Source organism: Edaphosphingomonas haloaromaticamans (assembly GCF_001853345.1).
Classification (GTDB): Bacteria; Pseudomonadota; Alphaproteobacteria; order Sphingomonadales; family Sphingomonadaceae; genus Sphingomonas_E; species Sphingomonas_E fennica.
In genome coordinates this window covers 4168686-4186711 of the sequence record NZ_MIPT01000001.1, presented here as the reverse complement: position 1 = coordinate 4186711, position 18026 = coordinate 4168686, and the positions used below count along the sequence as shown (strand labels likewise).

The 18026-nt window shown below is 67.9% G+C and carries 19 protein-coding genes and 1 riboswitch; of the genes, 10 read left to right on the top strand and 9 right to left on the bottom strand.

What is annotated here, in order from left to right; all coding sequences use genetic code 11:
- The first annotated feature begins 130 nt into the window (after positions 1-130).
- Positions 131-553, top strand: a complete 423-nt coding sequence (locus BHE75_RS19415; RefSeq protein ID WP_015458314.1) for an organic hydroperoxide resistance protein — start codon at positions 131-133, stop codon at positions 551-553.
- Positions 554-572: 19 nt separating this feature from the next.
- Here the strand turns inward: BHE75_RS19415 and BHE75_RS19410 are convergent, their stop codons facing one another.
- A complete protein-coding gene (locus BHE75_RS19410; RefSeq protein ID WP_254684510.1) occupies positions 573-2894 on the bottom strand; it encodes a putative bifunctional diguanylate cyclase/phosphodiesterase in 2322 nt (773 codons plus the stop codon).
- A gap of 54 nt (positions 2895-2948) precedes the next feature.
- Between BHE75_RS19410 and BHE75_RS19405 the strand changes: the two genes are divergently transcribed.
- Both BHE75_RS19405 and BHE75_RS24210 read left to right on the top strand, forming a co-directional pair.
- Positions 2949-3908 carry a Crp/Fnr family transcriptional regulator gene (locus BHE75_RS19405; RefSeq protein WP_438830634.1) on the top strand — a complete coding sequence of 320 codons (960 nt, stop codon included), beginning with the start codon at positions 2949-2951 and terminating at the stop codon, positions 3906-3908.
- Positions 3909-4294: 386 nt separating this feature from the next.
- Positions 4295-4834, top strand: a complete 540-nt coding sequence (locus BHE75_RS24210) for a hypothetical protein (RefSeq protein WP_139181778.1) — start codon at positions 4295-4297, stop codon at positions 4832-4834.
- Positions 4835-4939: 105 nt separating this feature from the next.
- On the opposite strand, the gene BHE75_RS19400 is transcribed toward BHE75_RS24210, so the two are convergent.
- Entirely contained in the window at positions 4940-5887 is a 948-nt protein-coding gene (locus BHE75_RS19400) for a haloalkane dehalogenase (protein WP_070934915.1), read from the bottom strand.
- 110 nt (positions 5888-5997) lie between these two features.
- Here BHE75_RS19400 and BHE75_RS19395 point away from each other — a divergent pair, with 110 nt between their 5' ends.
- Entirely contained in the window at positions 5998-6465 is a 468-nt protein-coding gene (locus BHE75_RS19395) for a nuclear transport factor 2 family protein (RefSeq protein WP_015458310.1), read from the top strand.
- Positions 6466-6602: 137 nt separating this feature from the next.
- Here the strand turns inward: BHE75_RS19395 and BHE75_RS19390 are convergent, their stop codons facing one another.
- Both BHE75_RS19390 and BHE75_RS19385 read right to left on the bottom strand, forming a co-directional pair.
- On the bottom strand, positions 6603-6905 hold the full coding sequence (locus tag BHE75_RS19390) for a glycine zipper 2TM domain-containing protein (RefSeq protein WP_070934913.1): 303 nt from the start codon (positions 6903-6905) through the stop codon (positions 6603-6605).
- A gap of 120 nt (positions 6906-7025) precedes the next feature.
- Positions 7026-8216: a glycosyltransferase family 4 protein gene (locus BHE75_RS19385; protein WP_070934912.1), complete on the bottom strand. Its 1191-nt coding sequence runs from the start codon at positions 8214-8216 to the stop codon at positions 7026-7028.
- A 327-nt stretch (positions 8217-8543) separates the two neighbouring features.
- Here BHE75_RS19385 and BHE75_RS25255 point away from each other — a divergent pair, with 327 nt between their 5' ends.
- On the top strand, positions 8544-8678 hold the full coding sequence (locus BHE75_RS25255; protein ID WP_269078704.1) for a hypothetical protein: 135 nt from the start codon (positions 8544-8546) through the stop codon (positions 8676-8678).
- 32 nt (positions 8679-8710) lie between these two features.
- Positions 8711-8905, top strand: a complete 195-nt coding sequence (locus tag BHE75_RS19380) for a PspC domain-containing protein (RefSeq protein ID WP_015458307.1) — start codon at positions 8711-8713, stop codon at positions 8903-8905.
- Positions 8906-8937: 32 nt separating this feature from the next.
- On the opposite strand, the gene BHE75_RS19375 is transcribed toward BHE75_RS19380, so the two are convergent.
- The 4 genes from BHE75_RS19375 to crtY are packed head-to-tail and all read right to left on the bottom strand — an operon-like array spanning position 8938 to position 12722.
- The gene (locus tag BHE75_RS19375) at positions 8938-9432 is read right to left on the bottom strand and encodes a hypothetical protein (RefSeq protein WP_070934911.1); all 495 of its coding nucleotides are present in this window, start codon (positions 9430-9432) and stop codon (positions 8938-8940) included.
- The gene (locus tag BHE75_RS19370; RefSeq protein ID WP_015458305.1) at positions 9429-10010 is read right to left on the bottom strand and encodes a TIGR00730 family Rossman fold protein; all 582 of its coding nucleotides are present in this window, start codon (positions 10008-10010) and stop codon (positions 9429-9431) included. The genes BHE75_RS19375 and BHE75_RS19370 overlap by 4 nt, the downstream gene beginning before the upstream one ends.
- Before the next feature lie 52 nt (positions 10011-10062).
- A complete protein-coding gene (locus BHE75_RS19365; RefSeq protein ID WP_070934909.1) occupies positions 10063-11541 on the bottom strand; it encodes a phytoene desaturase in 1479 nt (492 codons plus the stop codon).
- Positions 11538-12722 (bottom strand): lycopene beta-cyclase CrtY, encoded by a 1185-nt coding sequence (crtY, locus tag BHE75_RS19360; protein ID WP_070934907.1) that lies wholly within the window; start codon positions 12720-12722, stop codon positions 11538-11540. The genes BHE75_RS19365 and crtY overlap by 4 nt, the downstream gene beginning before the upstream one ends.
- A 267-nt stretch (positions 12723-12989) precedes the next feature.
- Positions 12990-13080: riboswitch (TPP riboswitch) on the top strand.
- A 71-nt stretch (positions 13081-13151) separates the two neighbouring features.
- Here crtY and thiC point away from each other — a divergent pair.
- The 3 genes from thiC (at position 13152) to BHE75_RS19345 (ending at position 16777) form a co-directional block, all read left to right on the top strand.
- Positions 13152-15017: a phosphomethylpyrimidine synthase ThiC gene (gene thiC / locus BHE75_RS19355; protein ID WP_070934905.1), complete on the top strand. Its 1866-nt coding sequence runs from the start codon at positions 13152-13154 to the stop codon at positions 15015-15017.
- 248 nt (positions 15018-15265) lie between these two features.
- Positions 15266-15991 (top strand): hypothetical protein, encoded by a 726-nt coding sequence (locus BHE75_RS19350; RefSeq protein WP_139181777.1) that lies wholly within the window; start codon positions 15266-15268, stop codon positions 15989-15991.
- Between the two features lie 3 nt (positions 15992-15994).
- On the top strand, positions 15995-16777 hold the full coding sequence (locus BHE75_RS19345; protein ID WP_070934901.1) for a metallophosphoesterase family protein: 783 nt from the start codon (positions 15995-15997) through the stop codon (positions 16775-16777).
- A 45-nt stretch (positions 16778-16822) separates the two neighbouring features.
- On the opposite strand, the gene BHE75_RS19340 is transcribed toward BHE75_RS19345, so the two are convergent.
- Positions 16823-17368: a PEPxxWA-CTERM sorting domain-containing protein gene (locus BHE75_RS19340; RefSeq protein WP_015458282.1), complete on the bottom strand. Its 546-nt coding sequence runs from the start codon at positions 17366-17368 to the stop codon at positions 16823-16825.
- Between the two features lie 251 nt (positions 17369-17619).
- Here BHE75_RS19340 and BHE75_RS19335 point away from each other — a divergent pair, with 251 nt between their 5' ends.
- Positions 17620-17982: a hypothetical protein gene (locus tag BHE75_RS19335; RefSeq protein ID WP_015458281.1), complete on the top strand. Its 363-nt coding sequence runs from the start codon at positions 17620-17622 to the stop codon at positions 17980-17982.
- The last annotated feature ends 44 nt before the right edge of the window (positions 17983-18026 follow it).

Below are 18026 nucleotides of genomic sequence, written 5' to 3'. Positions count from 1 at the left end.
ATATGATCGCAAGAAAGATATTCTTGTGGCCATCCGAGCTATAAACTATCGCACGATTAGATCGTGCACGATATATATGCCCCATCAGCCCGGTGCGAAGGCCGCGCCGGCACAGCGAAAGGCAAGCCCCATGAAGACGCTCTATTCCACCGAAGCCACCGCCACCGGCGGCCGCACCGGTTCCGCTTCCACCGCCGACGGCGCGCTTTCCGTCACCCTCGTCACGCCCAGGGAGCTGGGCGGGCCGGGCGGCGCCGGCAACAATCCCGAACAGCTTTTCGCCGCCGGCTATTCCGCCTGCTTCCTGGGCGCGATCAAGTTCGTCGCCGCGCAGAAGAAGGTGAAGATCGCTGAAGACAGCAGCGTCACCGCCACCGTCGGCATCGGCCCGCGCGATGACGGCCAGGGCTTCGGCCTCGATGTCGCGCTCAAGGTCTCGCTGCCGGGCGTCGACCGCGAAACCGCGCAGGGGATCGTCGATCAGGCCCACATCGTCTGCCCCTACAGCCACGCCACGCGCAACGGGCTGGACGTGCGGATCAGCCTGATCTGATTGCCGGGGGCGGCGGGGCTTACCCTGCCGCCCGCGCGCCATATTCGAAGCGCTGGCCCACCAGCGCCAGCGTTTCCCCGAACGGCACCGGCCGGCCGAACAGATAGCCCTGGATGCGGTGGCAGCCGAGGTCGCGCATCCGCTCGAAATCGGCCACCGTCTCCACCCCCTCGGCGGTGATGGTCATGCGGAAGCTGTTGGCCAGCGTCACGATCGCGCGGATGATCGACACGGTCTCGCTGCGCCGCGCGGCATCGCGCACGAACGATCCGTCGATCTTCAGCGCGTGGAAGATCGTCTTGTTGAGATAGCCGAGCGAGGAATAGCCCGTCCCGAAATCGTCGAGCGCGATGCCCACCCCGATCGATCGCACCCGGCGCAGCACGTCCAGCGATCCGTCCGTGTCGCTCAGGAACACGCTTTCGGTCACTTCCAGCTCGAGCCGCGACGGTTGCAGCCGCGCGGCCGCCAGCGCGTCGCTCACCGCGTTGGGCAGCGCCGGCAGCACCAGCTGGCGGGGGCTGACGTTCACCGCGACATGGATGTCGCCCGGCCAGGATGCGGCATGCTTGCAGGCCTGGCGCAGCGTCCATTCGCCGATATCGGCGATCAGCCCGCTTTCCTCGGCGATGGGGATGAAGATGGCCGGCGATATCAGCCCGCGTTCCGGGTGGCGCCAGCGCAGCAGCGCCTCGAACCCCACCACCGCCTGCGTCACGGCGGAAACCACCGGCTGGTAATGCACCTCGAACTCGTCGCGCTTCAGGGCCTGGCGCAGGTCATGCTCCAGCCGCACGCGGTCCTCGGCATTCTGCTGCAGGCGGGGCTCGAAATGGACGAAGGTGCCGCGTCCGCGCGATTTCGCCTCGTAGAGCGCGAGGTCCGCCTTCAGCAGCAGGTCGTCCACCTGATCGCCGTCGATCGGCGCGATCGCCGATCCGATCGACATGCCGATGCGGATCTCGGCCGAAGGCAGCATCAGCGGCTGGCTCACCGCGCGGATCAGCTTGTGGCCCAGCTCCTCCACCGCCTGCCGGCTCTGCCCGTCGGTCAGCAGCAGGGCGAATTCGTCGCCGCCCAGCCGGCCGATCCGTCCGCGCGGCCCCACCTCGGCCTGCAGCCGCTGGGCGATCGTGCGCAGCACCTCGTCGCCCAGCGAATGGCCGAAGCTGTCGTTCACCGGCTTGAACCCGTCCAGGTCGAGGAACATCAGCGCGCAGGGCACATTGCTCGCCTTGGCGCGGGCCACGCCGTCGGCGAACAGCTCATGCATGTGCTGGCGGTTGGGCAGGCTGGTCAGCATGTCCATGCGCGCCATATGGGTCAGCCGGTCCTGGCTGCGGCGGATCTCGGTGATGTCGCTGCCCACGCCGCGAAAGCCCTCGAACGCGCCGTCCGGGGCGAAGATCGGCGTGCCGGAAAGCGCCACCGATCGCGCGCCTCCGGGCGTCTCGACATCGATATGCAGGCCCGAAAAGGGCTCGCGCGCCACCAGCGCGCCGCCCAGCCGCGCGTCGCAGCCCAGCACCACCGGCAGCGACTGGCCGATAAGCTGGCCGGTCGAACGCCCCAGCATCGATGATATGCGCGGGCTCACATAGGTCAGCTGGTTGGCGGCATCGATCTGCCACAGCCAGCCCGCGCCCTGTTCCTCATATTCCTTCAGGAGCAGCCCGATCGCCTCGCGCCGGCTGCGTTCCTCGGTCGCCTGGCGCATGAACCGGGTCAGCAGCCGCTCGATCGTCAGGCAGCCGGTCAGCACCACGGCGACATAGCCGGCGATCAGCACCACCGCCACGCCGATCGCGAAGTCGCTGGCATTGTGCAGGCCCCACAGCAGGGCGGTGGCGATCACCACCACCCACACCGCCGCCGCCAGCGGCACCAGCGCCAGCAGGAAGGCGCCGGCCATCATCGTCGCCATCGCGCCGGCCAGCATCATCTGCGTCTGGGGCGGCTGATCGGCAAAGGCGAAGAAGGGCAGGGCGGACCAGAGCAGGGCGTGCATCGCCGCCTCGAACACCGTCCAGTAGGGCGATCGCAGCAGTTCGTCCGAATCATAGCCGGCCGCCCGGCGCCGGGCGCGGACGATCACGAAGTTCGCCGCCACGATCAGCGCGGCCCAGGCCGAAAGCGCCGTCACCGGCACCGATCGCATCAGGCCCCACAGCACCACCAGCGCGCAGGTGACGCTGAGCCCCGCCATCCACGGCGCGGCGCGCCACAGGGCCTCGGTGCGGGGATCGCCCGGCGGGATATCGGCGGCGATGCGGCTGCGCAGGCTCGCCTGCCCGCCGGTGCCGGACGAATCGGCCAGGTCGAGGGGGGGAACTTTCAGCAAGGCGTGGCGCATCGATCACCCGTGGGCAGCATATCGGGCGATCCTAGGGCGAACATGCTTTGCCGTTCGTTAATTCTGTTGCCGATTTTTCGTGATGCTGTGGCGGCGGATTCCTTCATCTTTCGGCGGCCGCGATCATCTTGCGGCTCGATTCCAGGGGTTTGGCTTTCCCTGTCGCGGGGATTGCCCCTATGCTGTGACGGCAATCACAGTCCCCGCCGGGCAGCGGGCGTTAAGGACGATTCGCCTCGCTCGTGTAGCGTATTCGGGCGTGGCACCCGTTTCTTACCCGCCGTTGCCCGGCCGAACAGGAAGGCCGTGCCGACGATGGATGCCCAGGAAGTGCTGGCGATGCTGCCGCCCCATTCGGTGCTGGCGGCCTGCACGCCGGCGGAACTCGCCGATCTCCTCTCCTCCTCCAGCGTCCATGCGATGAAGCCGGGCGACACCATACTACGGCAGGGGGACGAAGGCGATGCGGCGGTGGTGATCCTGGCCGGCATCGCCCGGGTCAGCATGATCGCCCCCAATGGGCAGGAAATCGTGCTTGATTATGCCGAACGCGGCGCCGTGCTGGGGGAAATCGCGCTGCTCGACGGCCAGCCGCGCACCGCATCGGCCACCGCGCGCTATGCCGGCCGCTATCTCCGCATCGGCCGCGCCGCCTTCGAACGGCTGATCGAAGGCCATCCCAAGGTGGCGCTCCGGATGCTGCGCGATATGGCGCGCCGCCTGCGCGATACCGATACGACGATCGAAAGCGATCGCGCCTTCGCCGCCGGCCCGCGCCTTGCCCGCTTCCTCAAGCGGCTGACGGACGGCAAGGCCGACGGCCACAAGCTGGCCGGCGACCTCAGCCAGAGCGAGCTCGGCAATTTCGTCGGCATGAGCCGGGAGAATATCAACCGCCAGCTTGCCNCCTGGGTGGAAGCCGGCGTGATCGAGCTGGCCAATGGCCGCATCCGCATCGTCGACGACGCCTATATCGCCCAGATCGCCGAGGCGGGCGACTGAGGCGGGGCCTGGTCTCGATGTGCGGGGGCGCCGGTGGAGGCGCCGTGGCCCCCAATCCGTCATGCCGAACTCGTTTCAGCATCCACCCATCGGCACAGGCGAAGCCCGATCGGGAAAACCGCCGCTGCAAACTGAAAACGGGCTCGATTCCAGGACCGATCGACATTCAGATGTGGGGCGGAGCGAAAATCGCCATTTGCAGGTCGTCAGGGCTGAAAGCCGATCGGCCCTAGGTGGCGTGGACAAATTCGGATCACGGCCGCTGTTGGGATTTTCGACCCAATTGCTGCCTGTCGGGATGCGCCGACAAAGTGGTCATTCCTCGCGTGGGCGGCAACCACCCAAAACGGCATTGCAGACCCTCATGGAAAAGCTAACCTTTCGCCATGCCTCCCGCCGACATCAAGCAATTCCGCAAACTTGTACGTACCGCTCTCGAAGAGGCCGGCTTCGTTGCAAAACGGCTAGAGCCCAAGATGCCATTAGCGTGGACGCTTCCAGCCTCCGAGATCGTGCCGACATTTCTTCCACACGAAATGCGGAGGCCGTGGGGTTATCATCTGTCGGGGACGCTAGGCATCGAACTCCCGGCACTGACTACTTGGTTGGCGGAGCGGTTTTCTCCGAACGACCGTGGCGTGTTTCGACATTGCTTCGTGTCTTATCACATCGCCAACGACGCGCTTCTCAACGATCTGAGCGTCATTCACAGCGAGGAAGTTCCCGCGTCTATTTGGGTGGACCGCCTGAAGGACAGGTTCTCTGCCCTTCCATCGAGCCTTGATGATCTGTGCGACGTCTATCGTCGCTCACCTGATCACCTGAGTTGGTTTTCGGCGCCAATGAACAAATCCGCCTGGGATTTCCTGTTGAGGTGGCGCGCCAATCCCAAAGCTGATTTGACCATTCCAAAGTCGCTTTTCTAGCCGGTGCGACGAGCACGCTCACGTCGGCTCTCCCCGACTTTCCGGCCATCCGCAGGTTGTTAGGCGATTCCCGAAACCCGACAGTCGATCACTATCGGAAGCTGCTCACGCCGCCTGGCCCGCCCGCTTCCAGGCGATGATCCGTTCCGCCATGGCCGGGCCCTGTTCCTCCTGCAGGAAATGGCCGGCGCCGGCGATGCGGGCATGGGGCTGGCCGGCGGCGCCCGGCACGCGCGCCTGGAACACAGCTTCCCAGGCGATGGTCGACGGATCGGAATCGCTGAACAAGGTCAGGAACGGCCTGTCGAACCGCTCCAGCACCGCCCATGCCGCCCGGTTGGCCGCGATGCCCGGCGCTGAGGTGGCGAGCGGGATGCAGCCGGTGATGGCCAGCGCGCCGGCCTTGTATGCGGCATCGGGGAAGGGTGCGTCATAGGCGGCGAGCACCGCCGGATCGGGCCGGTTCACGCAGACGGCGGCGATCACCTCGCTCACCGCCAGGTCGTCGCTCGTCCGGCAGGTTTCGGCCCAGGCGGTGATGATCGGCCCCGGCCAGCCTGCCACGCCCAGCGGTGGCGGCTCGCAGGTCGGCAGCAGCGTATTGGCGGCCACCGCCGCCTCGAACCGCTCGGGCATCGCCGCCAGCAGGTTGAGGCCGATCGGCCCGCCCCAATCCTGGCAGACCAGCGTGATCCGGCGGAGATCGAGCGCCGTCACCAGATCGGCAAGCCAGCCGACCAGGGCGGCCTGGCTATAGCTTTCCCGCGCGGTCGGCTTGTCCGATCGGCCGAAGCCCACATGATCGGGCGCGATCACCCGATAGCCCGCGGCCACGAGCGGCGGGATCATCCGGCGGTAGAGGAAGCTCCAGCTCGGTTCCCCATGCAGCAGCAGCATAACCGGCGCGTCGCGCGGGCCTTCGTCCAGATAATGCATGCGCAGCGGCCCCAGCCGCGCGTCCGGCGCCATGTGATAATGGGGCGCGAAGGGGAAATCGGGCAGGCCGGCGAAGCGGTCGTCCGGCGTGCGGGCCACGCCCTCGCGGATCAGCAATTTCCGTCTCCTTTTCCGTGTCCCGGCGCGCGTGGCGACAGTGCGGCCGATAGGCGGCGGCCATTGGACCATCTATGGTCCGGCCATCGAAAATGCGAAACGGAAGAGGGATGCCGATGCTCAGCCTGCAGGAGATTTCCGACCGCCTCGAAATACAGGACCTGTTTGCCCGCTATTCCTTCGCGATCGACGATCGCAACTGGGCGGGGCTGGACGACGTGTTCACCGAGGATGCGATCATCGACTATACCGAGGTCGGCGGATCACGCGGGCCGTTCCGCGAGATTCAGGCCTGGCTGGGCGAGGCGATGAAGAAGTTCAAGGGCTTCCAGCACATGGTCGCCACGACAGAGCTGAAGCTGGACGGCGACAAGGCCACCGCGCGGACGATCCTGTTCAACCCGATGATCATGTTCCCGGACGGCACCGAAGTGCCCGGCAACGACAAGGTGTTCTTCGTCGGCCTCTGGTATTGCGACAAGCTGGTCCGCACCGAAAAGGGCTGGCGGATCGCCGAGCGGCGCGAACAGAAGAGCTATTTCCACAACGCACCGGCCGAACTCGCGCCGCCGGCCTGATCGGCAAGACGCGCGCAAGAGCGCATTTTTGCGTGCGATGCCGGCCGCTCCCTCACCCCGCCACCCATAAGATACTGCCGTTGGGTAGCCGGGTGGGAAAGCGGGGGCCGCCGCCATGCGCCGTCAGGCGCATCCCATCAACGGCAGGTGCGCTTGCTATCGACCGCCTTGCCGACCAGCGCGCCGGCGGCCGCGCCCAGCAGCGTGCCGGTGGTGCGATCGCCGTCGGTATCGACCGCGCGGCCCAGCAGCGCGCCGCCTGCGCCGCCCACGATCAGGCCGGTGGTGCCGTTCGACTTGCGGCAATAGGTGCGGCCGTCGCGGCCTCGCCATTCCTTGTAGCGATGATGCTTCCGGGCCTCGGCCTTTTCGGTCGGCAGCGCCATCGCCGCCGGCAGCGCGAGGGAAATGGCGCCCAGCGCCAGCATCAATTTCCGCATGATATCAGTCCCCTTGCAATGTTCGGTTCTGTTGATGCGGTCCTGATGGCGATCTCCACCTGAACGGTAGGCAACCGGCCGATGCCCGTCGACGTCCCGTGCCGCGGGATCGACGAAGCGTTATGCGGCGGTGAACAGGGAGACGAGGCGCGGGGCGATCGCCGCCAGATCGTGCCGGGCCTCCACCCGTGCCCGGCCCTCGGCGCCCATCGCCGCCAGCCTTTCGGGGGAAGCGGCCATCGCATCGGCGAGCGCCGCCACCAGCGCGTCATGGTCGCCGGGCGGCACCAGCCATCCGCATTCCGCGTCGACCAGCTCGGGGATGCCGGCGATCGTGGTGGAAAGCGCCGGCCGGCGGAGCGCGAAGGCCTCCATGATGACGATGGGCAGCCCCTCGGCATAGCTCGGCAGCAGCAGGGCGCGCGCATCGGCGATGGCGGCGCGCACCTCGGCATTGGATTTCCACCCGGCCAGGGCCACCATGTCGCCCACGCCATGGCGGGCGACTTCGGCCTCGATCGCGGCGCGGCTTTCGCCGTCGCCGATCAGGATCACGCGCAGGCCGGGGAAGCGCCCGCGCACGGCGGCGACGGCGGCGGGGATGTGCACCTGCCCCTTTTGCGGGCAGAGCCGGCCGACGCAGACCAGCGTCTCGCCGCGGGGATTGCCGGCGGTGTCGGGGAAATCCTCCAGCTTCAGCCCGCAATGGACGATGTGGATGCGCGGCCACAGATCCGCGCTCACATGTTCGCGCAGCCGCCCCTGGCAGTATCGCGTGATCGCGATCACGGCGGCGGCGTTGGCGATCTTGGCGGCGATGCCCTGTGCCGGCAGGTTCACCAGCTCGTCCGGCCCGTGCACGGTGAAGCTGTAGGCCGGCCCGCCCATCAGCCGCGAAAGCATCGCCACGGCGGCGGCATTGGTGCAGAAATGGCAATGGACATGGGTGATGCCGGCCGCCGCCGTTTGCCGCCGCAGCGCGGCCGCCTGCATCAGATAGGCGACATGGCGGACGAAGCCGCCGCCGGCCCGCCACAGCCCCGCCCAGGCCGGCAATGCACGGGCCACGCGATGCGGCCGGGTGAGCAGCTCGGCCAGCATCGCCAGCACCAGCCCCGCGGCATTGCCGCTCAGCAGATAACGGGTCCTCGCCTGTTCCGCCTGGTCGAGCGGGTCGACCAGCGCCTCCGTCCAGCGCCGCACGGCAAAGCGGGTCACCGGAACCCCGGTCTGCTCGATGGCTGCGATTTCCCGCCGGATGAAGGTGCCGCTCGTCACCGGATAGGTGTTCATCAGATAAGCGAGCTTCATCCGGGCCCTTTCGTCGCTGTGCGGCGGGCCGTCCTCATAACAGCCATGATGCGATGCGGCAAAGGGCCGCGCCCGCCGGCCTGATCGGAACCGGACAGCCGGTGTCCGCTATCGGACGGTTCCGGGCGGTACGCTTCGGGTGATATGCGGAATTCGCCGCCTATAGGTGAAATTCGCCAACATCAGGCGGCGATTTGCCAGTGAAAATGCCCGTGAAAGGGAAAATTCCCTGCATTCCGGCTGGTTCGGGCAGTTGGCACGCTCCCTGCAATGTTCCTGGCATCACCGGGCGGGATCGTCGCCCGGCCACATAAGGGAGTGAAGGCCATGTTCAAGTTCGAGAAATCCAAGGTCCAGCAGGTTCTGGTTTCGCTGGTCGGCGCGCTGATGCTGAGCGCGGCCTGCGTCACCGCCGCTGTCGCCCCCGTCCGCGCCGCGCCGATCGAAGCGCCCCGCTGCTGATCGGCCGCCATATCTTCTCAAGGGAAAAGACGATGACCAGCCGTTACTATCTGAACAAGCGCGAAGGCAAGCTGATGGGCGTCTGCGCCGGCTTCGCCGACTATACCGGGATCGATCCGCTGCTCGTGCGGGTCGGCGCGATCCTGCTCACGGTCTGCCTGTGCGGCCCGGCGATGATCCTGCTTTATCTGCTCACCGGCTGGCTGGCGAGCGACCGGGCGGCCTGAAGGGGCCGCCCCCGCCCGCAAATCCGGGCGGGTCAGTCGCCCTCCACCACGGTCAGCCGTTTTTCGGTGCGCAGCGTGATGCCGGCGACATGATCGGTCACCCTGGCGCGCACCACATAATCCCCCGTCGGATCCTCCGGGTCGATGAAGATGCCGAGCGACGCGTCCGAAAGGGTCAGCGCGCCGCCGGCGGGCGGGGCCTTGCCCACCCATAATTCGGTGTCGCGATGCCGGGCATAGACCTGCCCCTGCGGCCCGATCAGCGTGAAATCGGCGGTCACGTTGCACTGGTTGACCGGATTGGGCGTACAGCCGGTGAAGACGATGAAGCTGTCCACCACCTTCTCCCGGCCGATCCGGTCGATGATCGGCGGCCGCCCCGCATGGTCCGGCCCGTTCCATTCGCGCAGCAGCGCCGCGGCGTCGTCGGTGATGATCTGCTGGACGGCGAATTCGCCCTGCCGCGCGAAATCGGAAATCTCGGGCACGGCCGCGCCGGCCAGCAGCAGATAGGCCGACAATATCACAGGTCGCGCCGCACCATCTGCACCACGCTGGGCGCGATCTTGTGATCGGCGAACTTGTCCAGCAGCTCCTCGATCGTGCCCGCCTCCACCAGGTTGGCGCGGTGCGCCGGCCGCAGCAGCCCGGCCGCGACCACGCCGTCGAGAAAGGCGGTGAGATGGTCGTAGAATCCCGCCACGTTCACCAGCCCGCACGGCTTGGCATGATAGCCGAGCTGCGCCCAGCTCAGCGCCTCGAACAGCTCGTCCATCGTGCCGATGCCGCCGGGAATGGTGACGAAGCCGTCGGCCAGGTCGGTCATCATCGCCTTGCGCTGGTGCATGTTGGCGACGATGTGCAGCTCGGTGCAGCCGGTATGGGCGACCTCCGCGTCGCGCAGCACCTCGGGGATCACGCCGATCACCTCGCCGCCCGCCTCCAGCGCGGCATCGGCCACCAGTCCCATCAGCCCCAGCCGCCCGCCGCCATAGACCAGGCCGATCCCGCGCGCGGCCAGCGTGCGGCCGACATGGCGGGCGACATCGGCGAAAATCGGGTCGTTGCCCAGGCTGGAGGCGCAATAGACGGCAAGGCGTTTCATACAGGTCCCGTCAGGTGGAAAGGATAAGCGGGCGAATGGGCGCGGGGAAGGCTCAGGCCATGTCTGCCAGCATCAGCGCGGCGGTGGCCTTCGCCGATCCCAGCACGCCGGGGATGCCCGCGCCCGGATGGGTGGCGGCCCCGGCGAAATAGAGGTTGGCGATCCGGTCGTCGCGATTGTGCACGCGCAGCCAGCCGCCCTGCAGCAGCGTCGGCTCCAGCCCGTATCCGGTGCCCATATGTGCGTTCAGGTCGGCGGCGAAGTCGGTCGGCATGTAATGGAACATGGTCATCACCCGATCGGCCAGGCCCGGCATCAGCCGCCGCTCGATCTCCGCCAGGATGCGCTGCGCCAGGATCGGCCCGGTCCGGTTCCAGTCGATCGGCAGCTTGCCCAGGTGCGGCACCGGCACCACCGCCTGGAAGACGGAGCAGCCCTCGGGCGCCAGGCTCGGATCGGTCACGGTCGGGTGGTTGAGCAGGATCAGCATGTCCTCGGCCAGCACGCCATGCTCGAAGATGTCCTTCAGCAGCCCTTCGTAACGCGGGCCGAACAGGATCATGTGGTGCGGTATGCCGGGCCAGCTTCCCTTCACCCCGAAATGCAGGATGAAGGCGGACGGCGAATGGCGCTTGGCCTCCAGCGCGCGGGCGGCCTTCTGCCCGCGCACGGTGTGGCCCAGCAGGTCGCGATAGCTGTGCACCGGATCGGCATTGCTGGCGATCGCGCCGAATTCCTGGTGCCAGCCGCTGGCGGTGGCGAGGCCGGTCGCGGCATCCCCCAGCGTCTCGATCCGCACCACCGGATCGCCCAGCCGCAGCGTTCCGCCCAGCCGCTGGAAATGCGCCGCCATCGCCGCCACCAGCCGGTTGGTGCCGCCGCGCGGGAACCACAGGCCGCCATCCTTCTCCAGCTTGTGGATCAGCGCATAGAGCGCGGTGGCGGTGAAGGGGTTGCCGCCCAACATCAGCGTCTGGAAGCTGAAGGCCTGGCGCAGCTTCTCGTCCTTCACATAGCGCGAAACCATGGCGTGCAGCGACCGCCATGCCTGATATCGTGCCATCATCGGTAACGCCTTCGCCATGGCGCCCATGTCTAGAAAAGGCACATGGCCGAATTCCAGATATCCCTTGGCATAGGTTCCGGCGGCATATTGCAGGAATTGCTGGTAGCCGGCGGCATCGGCGGGGGAGATGCGGGCGATCTCGCGCATCAGCTGCGCCTCGTCGGCCGCATGGTCGAAGCTGGTGCCGTCCGGCCAGTTCAGCCGGTAATAGGGGCTCACCGGCAGCAGGCTGACATCGGCGTCCATCACCCGGCCGGAAAGCGCCCACAGTTCGCGCAGGCAATCGGGATCGGTGATGATGGTGGGGCCGGCATCGAAGATGAAGCCGCCTTTCTCCCAGGCATAGGCCCGGCCGCCGGGCTGGTCGCGCCCCTCGATCAGGGTGGTGTCCACGCCGGCCGATTGCAGGCGGATGGCCAGCGCCAGCCCGCCGAAGCCGGCGCCGATCACGGCCGCCGTCCTCATGCCTGCCCTCCGGCGCGCCCGCTATTCCCATCGCGCATCGCCGCCAGCATCTGCCCCAGCGGCAGCCGGCAGCGGACCATCAGGCGCCAGCGATCGGCGCGGGTCGATTGCATGGCGTGGAACCGCTCGATCATCGTCCGCCGTCCTTCGTGGAAGCGGCGGAACCGCGCCGCGCGGCGATCGGCATCGGCGGCCTGCATCAGCATCCGGGCGAACAGGCGATAGGGGCGCCGCGCGTCCCAGCTTTCGTAGGCGAAGTTGCGCATCGCCTCGTGCACGGTGCGCGAGGCCGGATTGCCGAGATGGGCAACGAAGGCGGCGGTGCGCACCGCGTCGGGCAGCGAAAGCCCGGTCGCGGGGTGGAACAGGCCGGCGCGCAGGCCCGCCTTGGCGACGTCCTTGGCGCCCGATTGCCAATAAGCGTCGAAATCGCCGCCCAGGGCCAGCGGCAGGGCGCCCGCCTCGCTTCGCTGCGTCTCGGCGACGGTCCAGCCTTTCGCGGCGGCATATTCGGCGATCCGCGCGCCGCTCGCCTCGCCATCGGCCTCGGGGGTGTCCGCAAGGGCCACGTCCTCGATCCGCACGATGTCCGCGTCCAGCGGCAGGATGCGCAGGTGGCGCGGGCCGGCCGACTGGTCGATCGTGGCGTCCACCCAGATCGGTCGTTCCAGCCCATGGGGTTCGGTGAGGCGCAGCGTTTCCGCCACGCAGGTCCGCCAGGCGGTGTCCAGCCGCTTCAGGTCGCCGGCGCCGCGCGCGTCGATCACCGCCTTGGCCTGCACCCGATCGCCGCCGTCGATCAGCAGCGTCGTCTTGTTCGCCGCCACGATCTTCCTGCCGGTCAGGATGGTGTGGGCGGGCATCGCCCGGCGCACGGCCTCGTCCAGCCGCTCGGAATGGACGGCATATACCGGCGTGCCGAACCGCCGCCTGCGGCCCGGCAGGGCGATGTCGTAGCCCCGCCAGCCATGGCCCACCAGCGGGGCGAGCAGCCAGCGGTGCGCATCCGCCACGTCGTCATGGCGGAAGGCCCAGATGTGGCCTTCGCCGCCGATCGTCTCGCCCTGGTCCACCAGCACCACGCGCAGCTCGGGCCGCCGCATGGCGAGCGCCAGCGCGATCATCCCCCCGGCCAGCCCGCCCCCGGCGATCGCCAGATCACAATGCTTCGTCGATACCATGCGGGGTGGAGCCTTACACCGATGATGCCGGTGCCGCAAAATGCCGGATATGCGCGGGCCCGCCGCCTTGCCGCCCTGCGGGCAAAAAAAAGGGCCGGTCCCGAAGGGCCGACCCGAAAGTCTTTAGGAGAGGATGCCTGAAAGGCCCGTCCTTTTTGCAACTGCGAAGGTGATGTTGCAAGTGCGAAAAGATGGGCCGCGATTGCATAAATCGCAACCGTAATGCGGGGGTGGACCCTGCGGCCACGTGCGCCTAGAACCGGCCCATCCCCGGGGGACCGCGCGCACGCGGTTGAGAGGCGGCTGTCCGGCCGCGACCCGCTGAACCTGATCCGGCTGACACCGGCGTAGGGAGGGAGCGTCCGGCGCGAGCGCGAAGGGCCGCAAACTCTCATCCGTCATGGGTCGCCCCGAACGGAGAGTTGCATCATGGCCGATATCCCCGCGCGTACCGAGATGACGGTCACGACCGGCCCCATCCGCGGCAGCCGCAAGATCCATGTCGGCCCTCTCGGCGTCGCCATGCGCGAGATCGATCTGGAGCCGTCCGCGGGCGAGCCGCCGCTGCGCGTCTACGACTGTTCCGGCCCCTATACCGATCCGCAGGCCCGCATCGACATCATGGCCGGCCTGCCCGAGCTGCGGCGCGACTGGATTCGCGGTCGGGGCGATGTGGAGGAATATGCCGGCCGCGCGGTGAAGCCGGAGGATAACGGCCTTTCCGGCGCCGTCGGCCGGAACGGCGCCGTCCAGCCCTTCCCCAATGTCCGCCAGCGCCCGCTCCGCGCCAAGGCGGGCGCCAATGTCAGCCAGATGCATTATGCGAAACGCGGCATCATCACGCCCGAGATGGAATATGTCGCGGTGCGGGAAAATCTCGGGCGCGAGATGCTGAAGGACAAGCTCGTCCGCGACGGGCAGGATTGGGGCGCCTCGATCCCCGATTACGTCACCCCCGAATTCGTGCGGGACGAAGTGGCGCGCGGCCGCGCCATCATCCCCAGCAACATCAACCACCCGGAAAGCGAGCCGATGGCGATCGGCCGTAATTTCCTGGTCAAGATCAACGCCAATATCGGCAATTCCGCCGTCGCCTCCTCGGTCGCGGAGGAGGTGGAGAAGATGGTCTGGGCGATCCGCTGGGGCGCGGATACCGTCATGGACCTTTCCACCGGCCGCAACATCCACGACACGCGCGAATGGATTCTCCGCAACTCGCCCGTGCCGATCGGCACCGTGCCGATCTATCAGGCGCTGGAGAAGGTCGGCGGCATCGCCGAGGACCTGACGTGGGAAATCTTCCGCGATACGCTGATCGAGCAGGCCGAGCAGGGCGTGGACTATTTCACCATCCATGCCGGCGTCCGCCTGCCTTATATCCCGCTCACCGCCAGGCGCGTCACCGGCATCGTCAGCCGGGGCGGATCGATCATGGCGAAATGGTGCCTCGCCCATCATCGGGAAAGCTTCCTCTACGAGCATTTCGACGAGATCACCGAGATCATGAAGGCCTATGACATCGCTTATTCGCTGGGCGACGGCCTGCGCCCCGGCTCGATCGCCGACGCAAACGACGAAGCCCAGTTCGCCGAGCTCTACACGCTGGGCGAGCTGACGAAGCGCGCCTGGGAGCAGGACGTGCAGGTGATGATCGAAGGCCCCGGCCATGTGCCGATGCACAAGATCAAGGAGAATATGGACAAGCAGCTCGAAGCGTGCGGGGAGGCGCCCTTCTACACGCTCGGGCCGCTCACCACCGATATCGCGCCGGGCTATGATCATATCACCAGCGGCATCGGCGCGGCGATGATCGGCTGGTATGGCACGGCGATGCTTTGCTACGTGACGCCCAAGGAGCATCTGGGCCTGCCGGATCGCGATGACGTGAAGGTCGGCGTCGTCACCTACAAGCTCGCCGCCCACGCGGCGGACCTCGCCAAGGGCCATCCCGCCGCCAAGCTTCGCGACGATGCCCTGTCCCGCGCCCGCTTCGAATTCCGCTGGCGCGACCAGTTCAACCTCAGCCTCGATCCCGACACGGCCGAGCAATATCACGATCAGACGCTGCCGGCCGAAGGCGCCAAGACCGCGCATTTCTGCTCGATGTGCGGCCCCAAATTCTGCTCGATGAAGATCACCCAGGAGGTGCGGGACTTTGCCGCCAAGCAGAACCAGCCGGCGGACAGCTTCCTCGCGGCGGAAGCCGCCGAGGCCGGCATGGCGGAGATGAGCAAGGTGTTCAAGGAAACCGGCGGCGAGCTCTACATGGGCGCCGGCGGCCGCGAGCACGATTGATCCCCGATCCGCTGGGCCGGCCCGCCGTGCCGGCCCAGCGGCGGATTTCGTCCCCCGGATTCCGGTGAAGCGCCGGCCCGCTGCGATGGCCGGCCGGAACCCCTATCGGCCTCCATCGTTGCCCGATCGTCAGGAGCGATGAGGCGCGGGTGGAGACGGATCGGAACAGGGCGGTTTTTCGGGGGCGGGAGTCCGCAGGCCCCGGCGTGCGCCCGGATCGCGACCGCGCGGATCGTGGCCCGTCCCGCGTGTCGAAGGACATGGAGGCGATATTCGGCAAGGCGGCCGATCCCCCGCCGCCATCCCCCAAGGCGGAGCGGCCCCGCGCGCGGCCCATCGTCATCCGCAACCTGTCGTCCGCCGGCCGCGGCGGCACCGGCTGGCGCCTCGTCGCGGCGGCGGTGCTCGCGGCCATGGTCGGCACCTTCATCACGGTGATGCGGGACGACCGGAGCGGCCCGCCGCCCAGGCTGGCGGCCGGCGCGCCGGCCCGGAACCCGCCATCGCCGTCCCGCCCTCCGGCGGCCGTGCCGGCGGATCGCCTCGCTGAAGCCGCGCCGGCGCCTCCCGTGCCGCAGCCCGCGCCCGCCATTCCGGCGGAGCGCAAGGCCGAATCCCAGCCCCGGCCCAAGCCGGAATCCGGGCCGGCCCGGCTGGCGACGGCCGATAAATCCCGCACCGCCCCCACGCGGCTGGCATCGCGCCCGTCCCGCCAGCGCTGCGAGGGGATGAACGAGAATCGCGAGGCGTGGTGCCTCCGTCCCGCCGTGCTGGCGGCGGACCGGGGCCTGCGCGATGCCTATGCCGATGCCATCCGCACCGGCGTGGAACGTTCGACCCTCATCTCCTATCGCAAGCGCTGGGCGCGGCTCCGCAATCGATCGTCGGACGAGCCGCGCTACCTGATCGGCAGCTATCGGGCGCTCGCCGAAGAACTCGCCTCCCTCAGCGATCAGGCCCGCATGGGGCGCTGAACGATGGCCTTGGCCCCTCCGCCTTCTGTCGCGCCGGTCCGGCTGGGCAGCGTCGATGGCGGGCTGGTCTATGCGATCGGCGACGTCCATGGCTGCTACGACCAGCTTTGCGGCTTGCTCGGCCGCGTCATGGAGGACATCGCCGGTCGCGGCGCGGGGCGCCGGCCGATCCTCATCTTCTGCGGTGACTATATCGATCGCGGCCCGCAATCCGCCGAGGTGCTCGACGCGCTCTGCTGGCTGGATCGGCGCGCAGGGTTCGAGCTTCATCTGCTCAAGGGCAATCACGAACAGGCGCTGCTCGATTTCCTGGAAATGCCGGAGGATGGCGAGGGCTGGCTGGAATTTGGCGGGGTGGCGACGCTCGCCTCCTATGGCGTGGCGCCGCCCGCCGCCGATCTCGGCCCGCAGGATTTCCGCCGCGCGCGTGACGAGCTTCTGGATCGGATGCCCGCCGGCCATCTCCGCCTGCTCCAGCGGCTCGAGCTGATCGTCAGCCTCGGCGATTACGCCTTCGTCCATGCCGGCATCCGCCCCGGCGTTGCGCTCGACCGGCAGGACGAGGACGACCTCCTCTGGATCCGCCGCGATTTCCTCGACGCCGCCGGCCCGCATGAAAAGATCATCGTCCACGGCCATAGCTGGGCGGACGCGCGCCCGGATATCGGCCCCCACCGCATCGGAATCGATACCGGCGCCTACCAGACCGGCGTGCTGACGGCCCTGCGGCTGGAGGATGGCGGGATGCAGGCGATCCAGTTCGGGGCGGAAGAGCGCCTGTCCTGACGGGGGCCCGCGCCACCGCAATGGCGGCGCGGGCCAACCGGTATCTCAGGCGAAGGAAACGGAGGTGCGCGGGCGGCGGCGCATCGCCGCGCCCGTCAGGCCGAAGCCCGCGATCATCATGGCCCAGCTGGCGGGTTCGGGAACCGCGGCGGGGATCGCCAGCGTCAGGTTGGCGCCGGTCGAATGCTTCACGGCCACGCCCGCCTCGGAATAAGCGAGATCCCAGGTCTTGAGCGTGAAGGGGTTGAACGTCAGGTAGAAATCCTCGGTCGTGCCCTGCACGCCCTGCCCGAACGGATTGTTGACGTTGCCCCACAGGATGAAGGCGTCCGGGCTGCCCTTGGCGTTGTTCGGCGACAGGAAGGCGGTCGCGGTCGTGTAGACGGTCGATCCGATGGTGAAGGCGATGCTTTCCAGCGAAGCGGTCTGGGTGTCGGCGTCCTGGAGGAGGGTGAAGCTGCCCGTCACCGTCTTCGAATTGTCGTTCAGGAGGCCCTGGAAATTATAGGTCTGCACCACGGCCGCGGCCTGTGCGGCGCCTCCCGAGGCAAGAGCGGTCAGCAGCCCGAGCGTAGATACGATCGTCTTCATGTCTGTCTCCCAATGCGGAACTCATGGCCCCACCACGAATTCCGCCGAGGGTTAGCGGCCGCCCGTGACTCCAGCGTGACGATCCTAACGATTTGTTAACCCTGTTTTTCGGAACGGGCCGGGCACCGGCATCAATGCCGTCCGCGCGGTGGCGTGCGGCGGGGCGGGCGCAACCACTTGGCCCCAGCATCGTTACGCTGGTGGAACCGGGGCCTGGTTCGTCGGCGCCCCGCGACAGAGGAGGGTTCAGGATGGTCAGGCCGATTATCGCCGTTGCCTTGCTTGCCTTGCCGCTGGTGGCCTGCGGCCCGAAACAGGAGGAGAAGGCCACCACCAACATCGTCGTTCCCGAAGGCGACTATGCGGAGCGGCTGCATGGCATGACGGAGAATGAGCGCAACGCCGTATTCTACCGCGCCATCCATGATGCCGGCCGCCCCTGCCAGCAGGTGCGCGAATCCACCGCGATCGCGCCGATCAAGGATGCGCCGAGCTGGGTCGCCACCTGCGAGGATGGCGGCCGCTGGGTCATCATCCTCGGCAAGGCCGGGATCGCCCAGGTCACCAACGCCGCCGAGCTGGAGGCCGCCACCGGCGGGACCGGCACGCCCTGATCCGCGGCGCGACGGGATCGGGCGGATGGACGGATCCGCCCGAT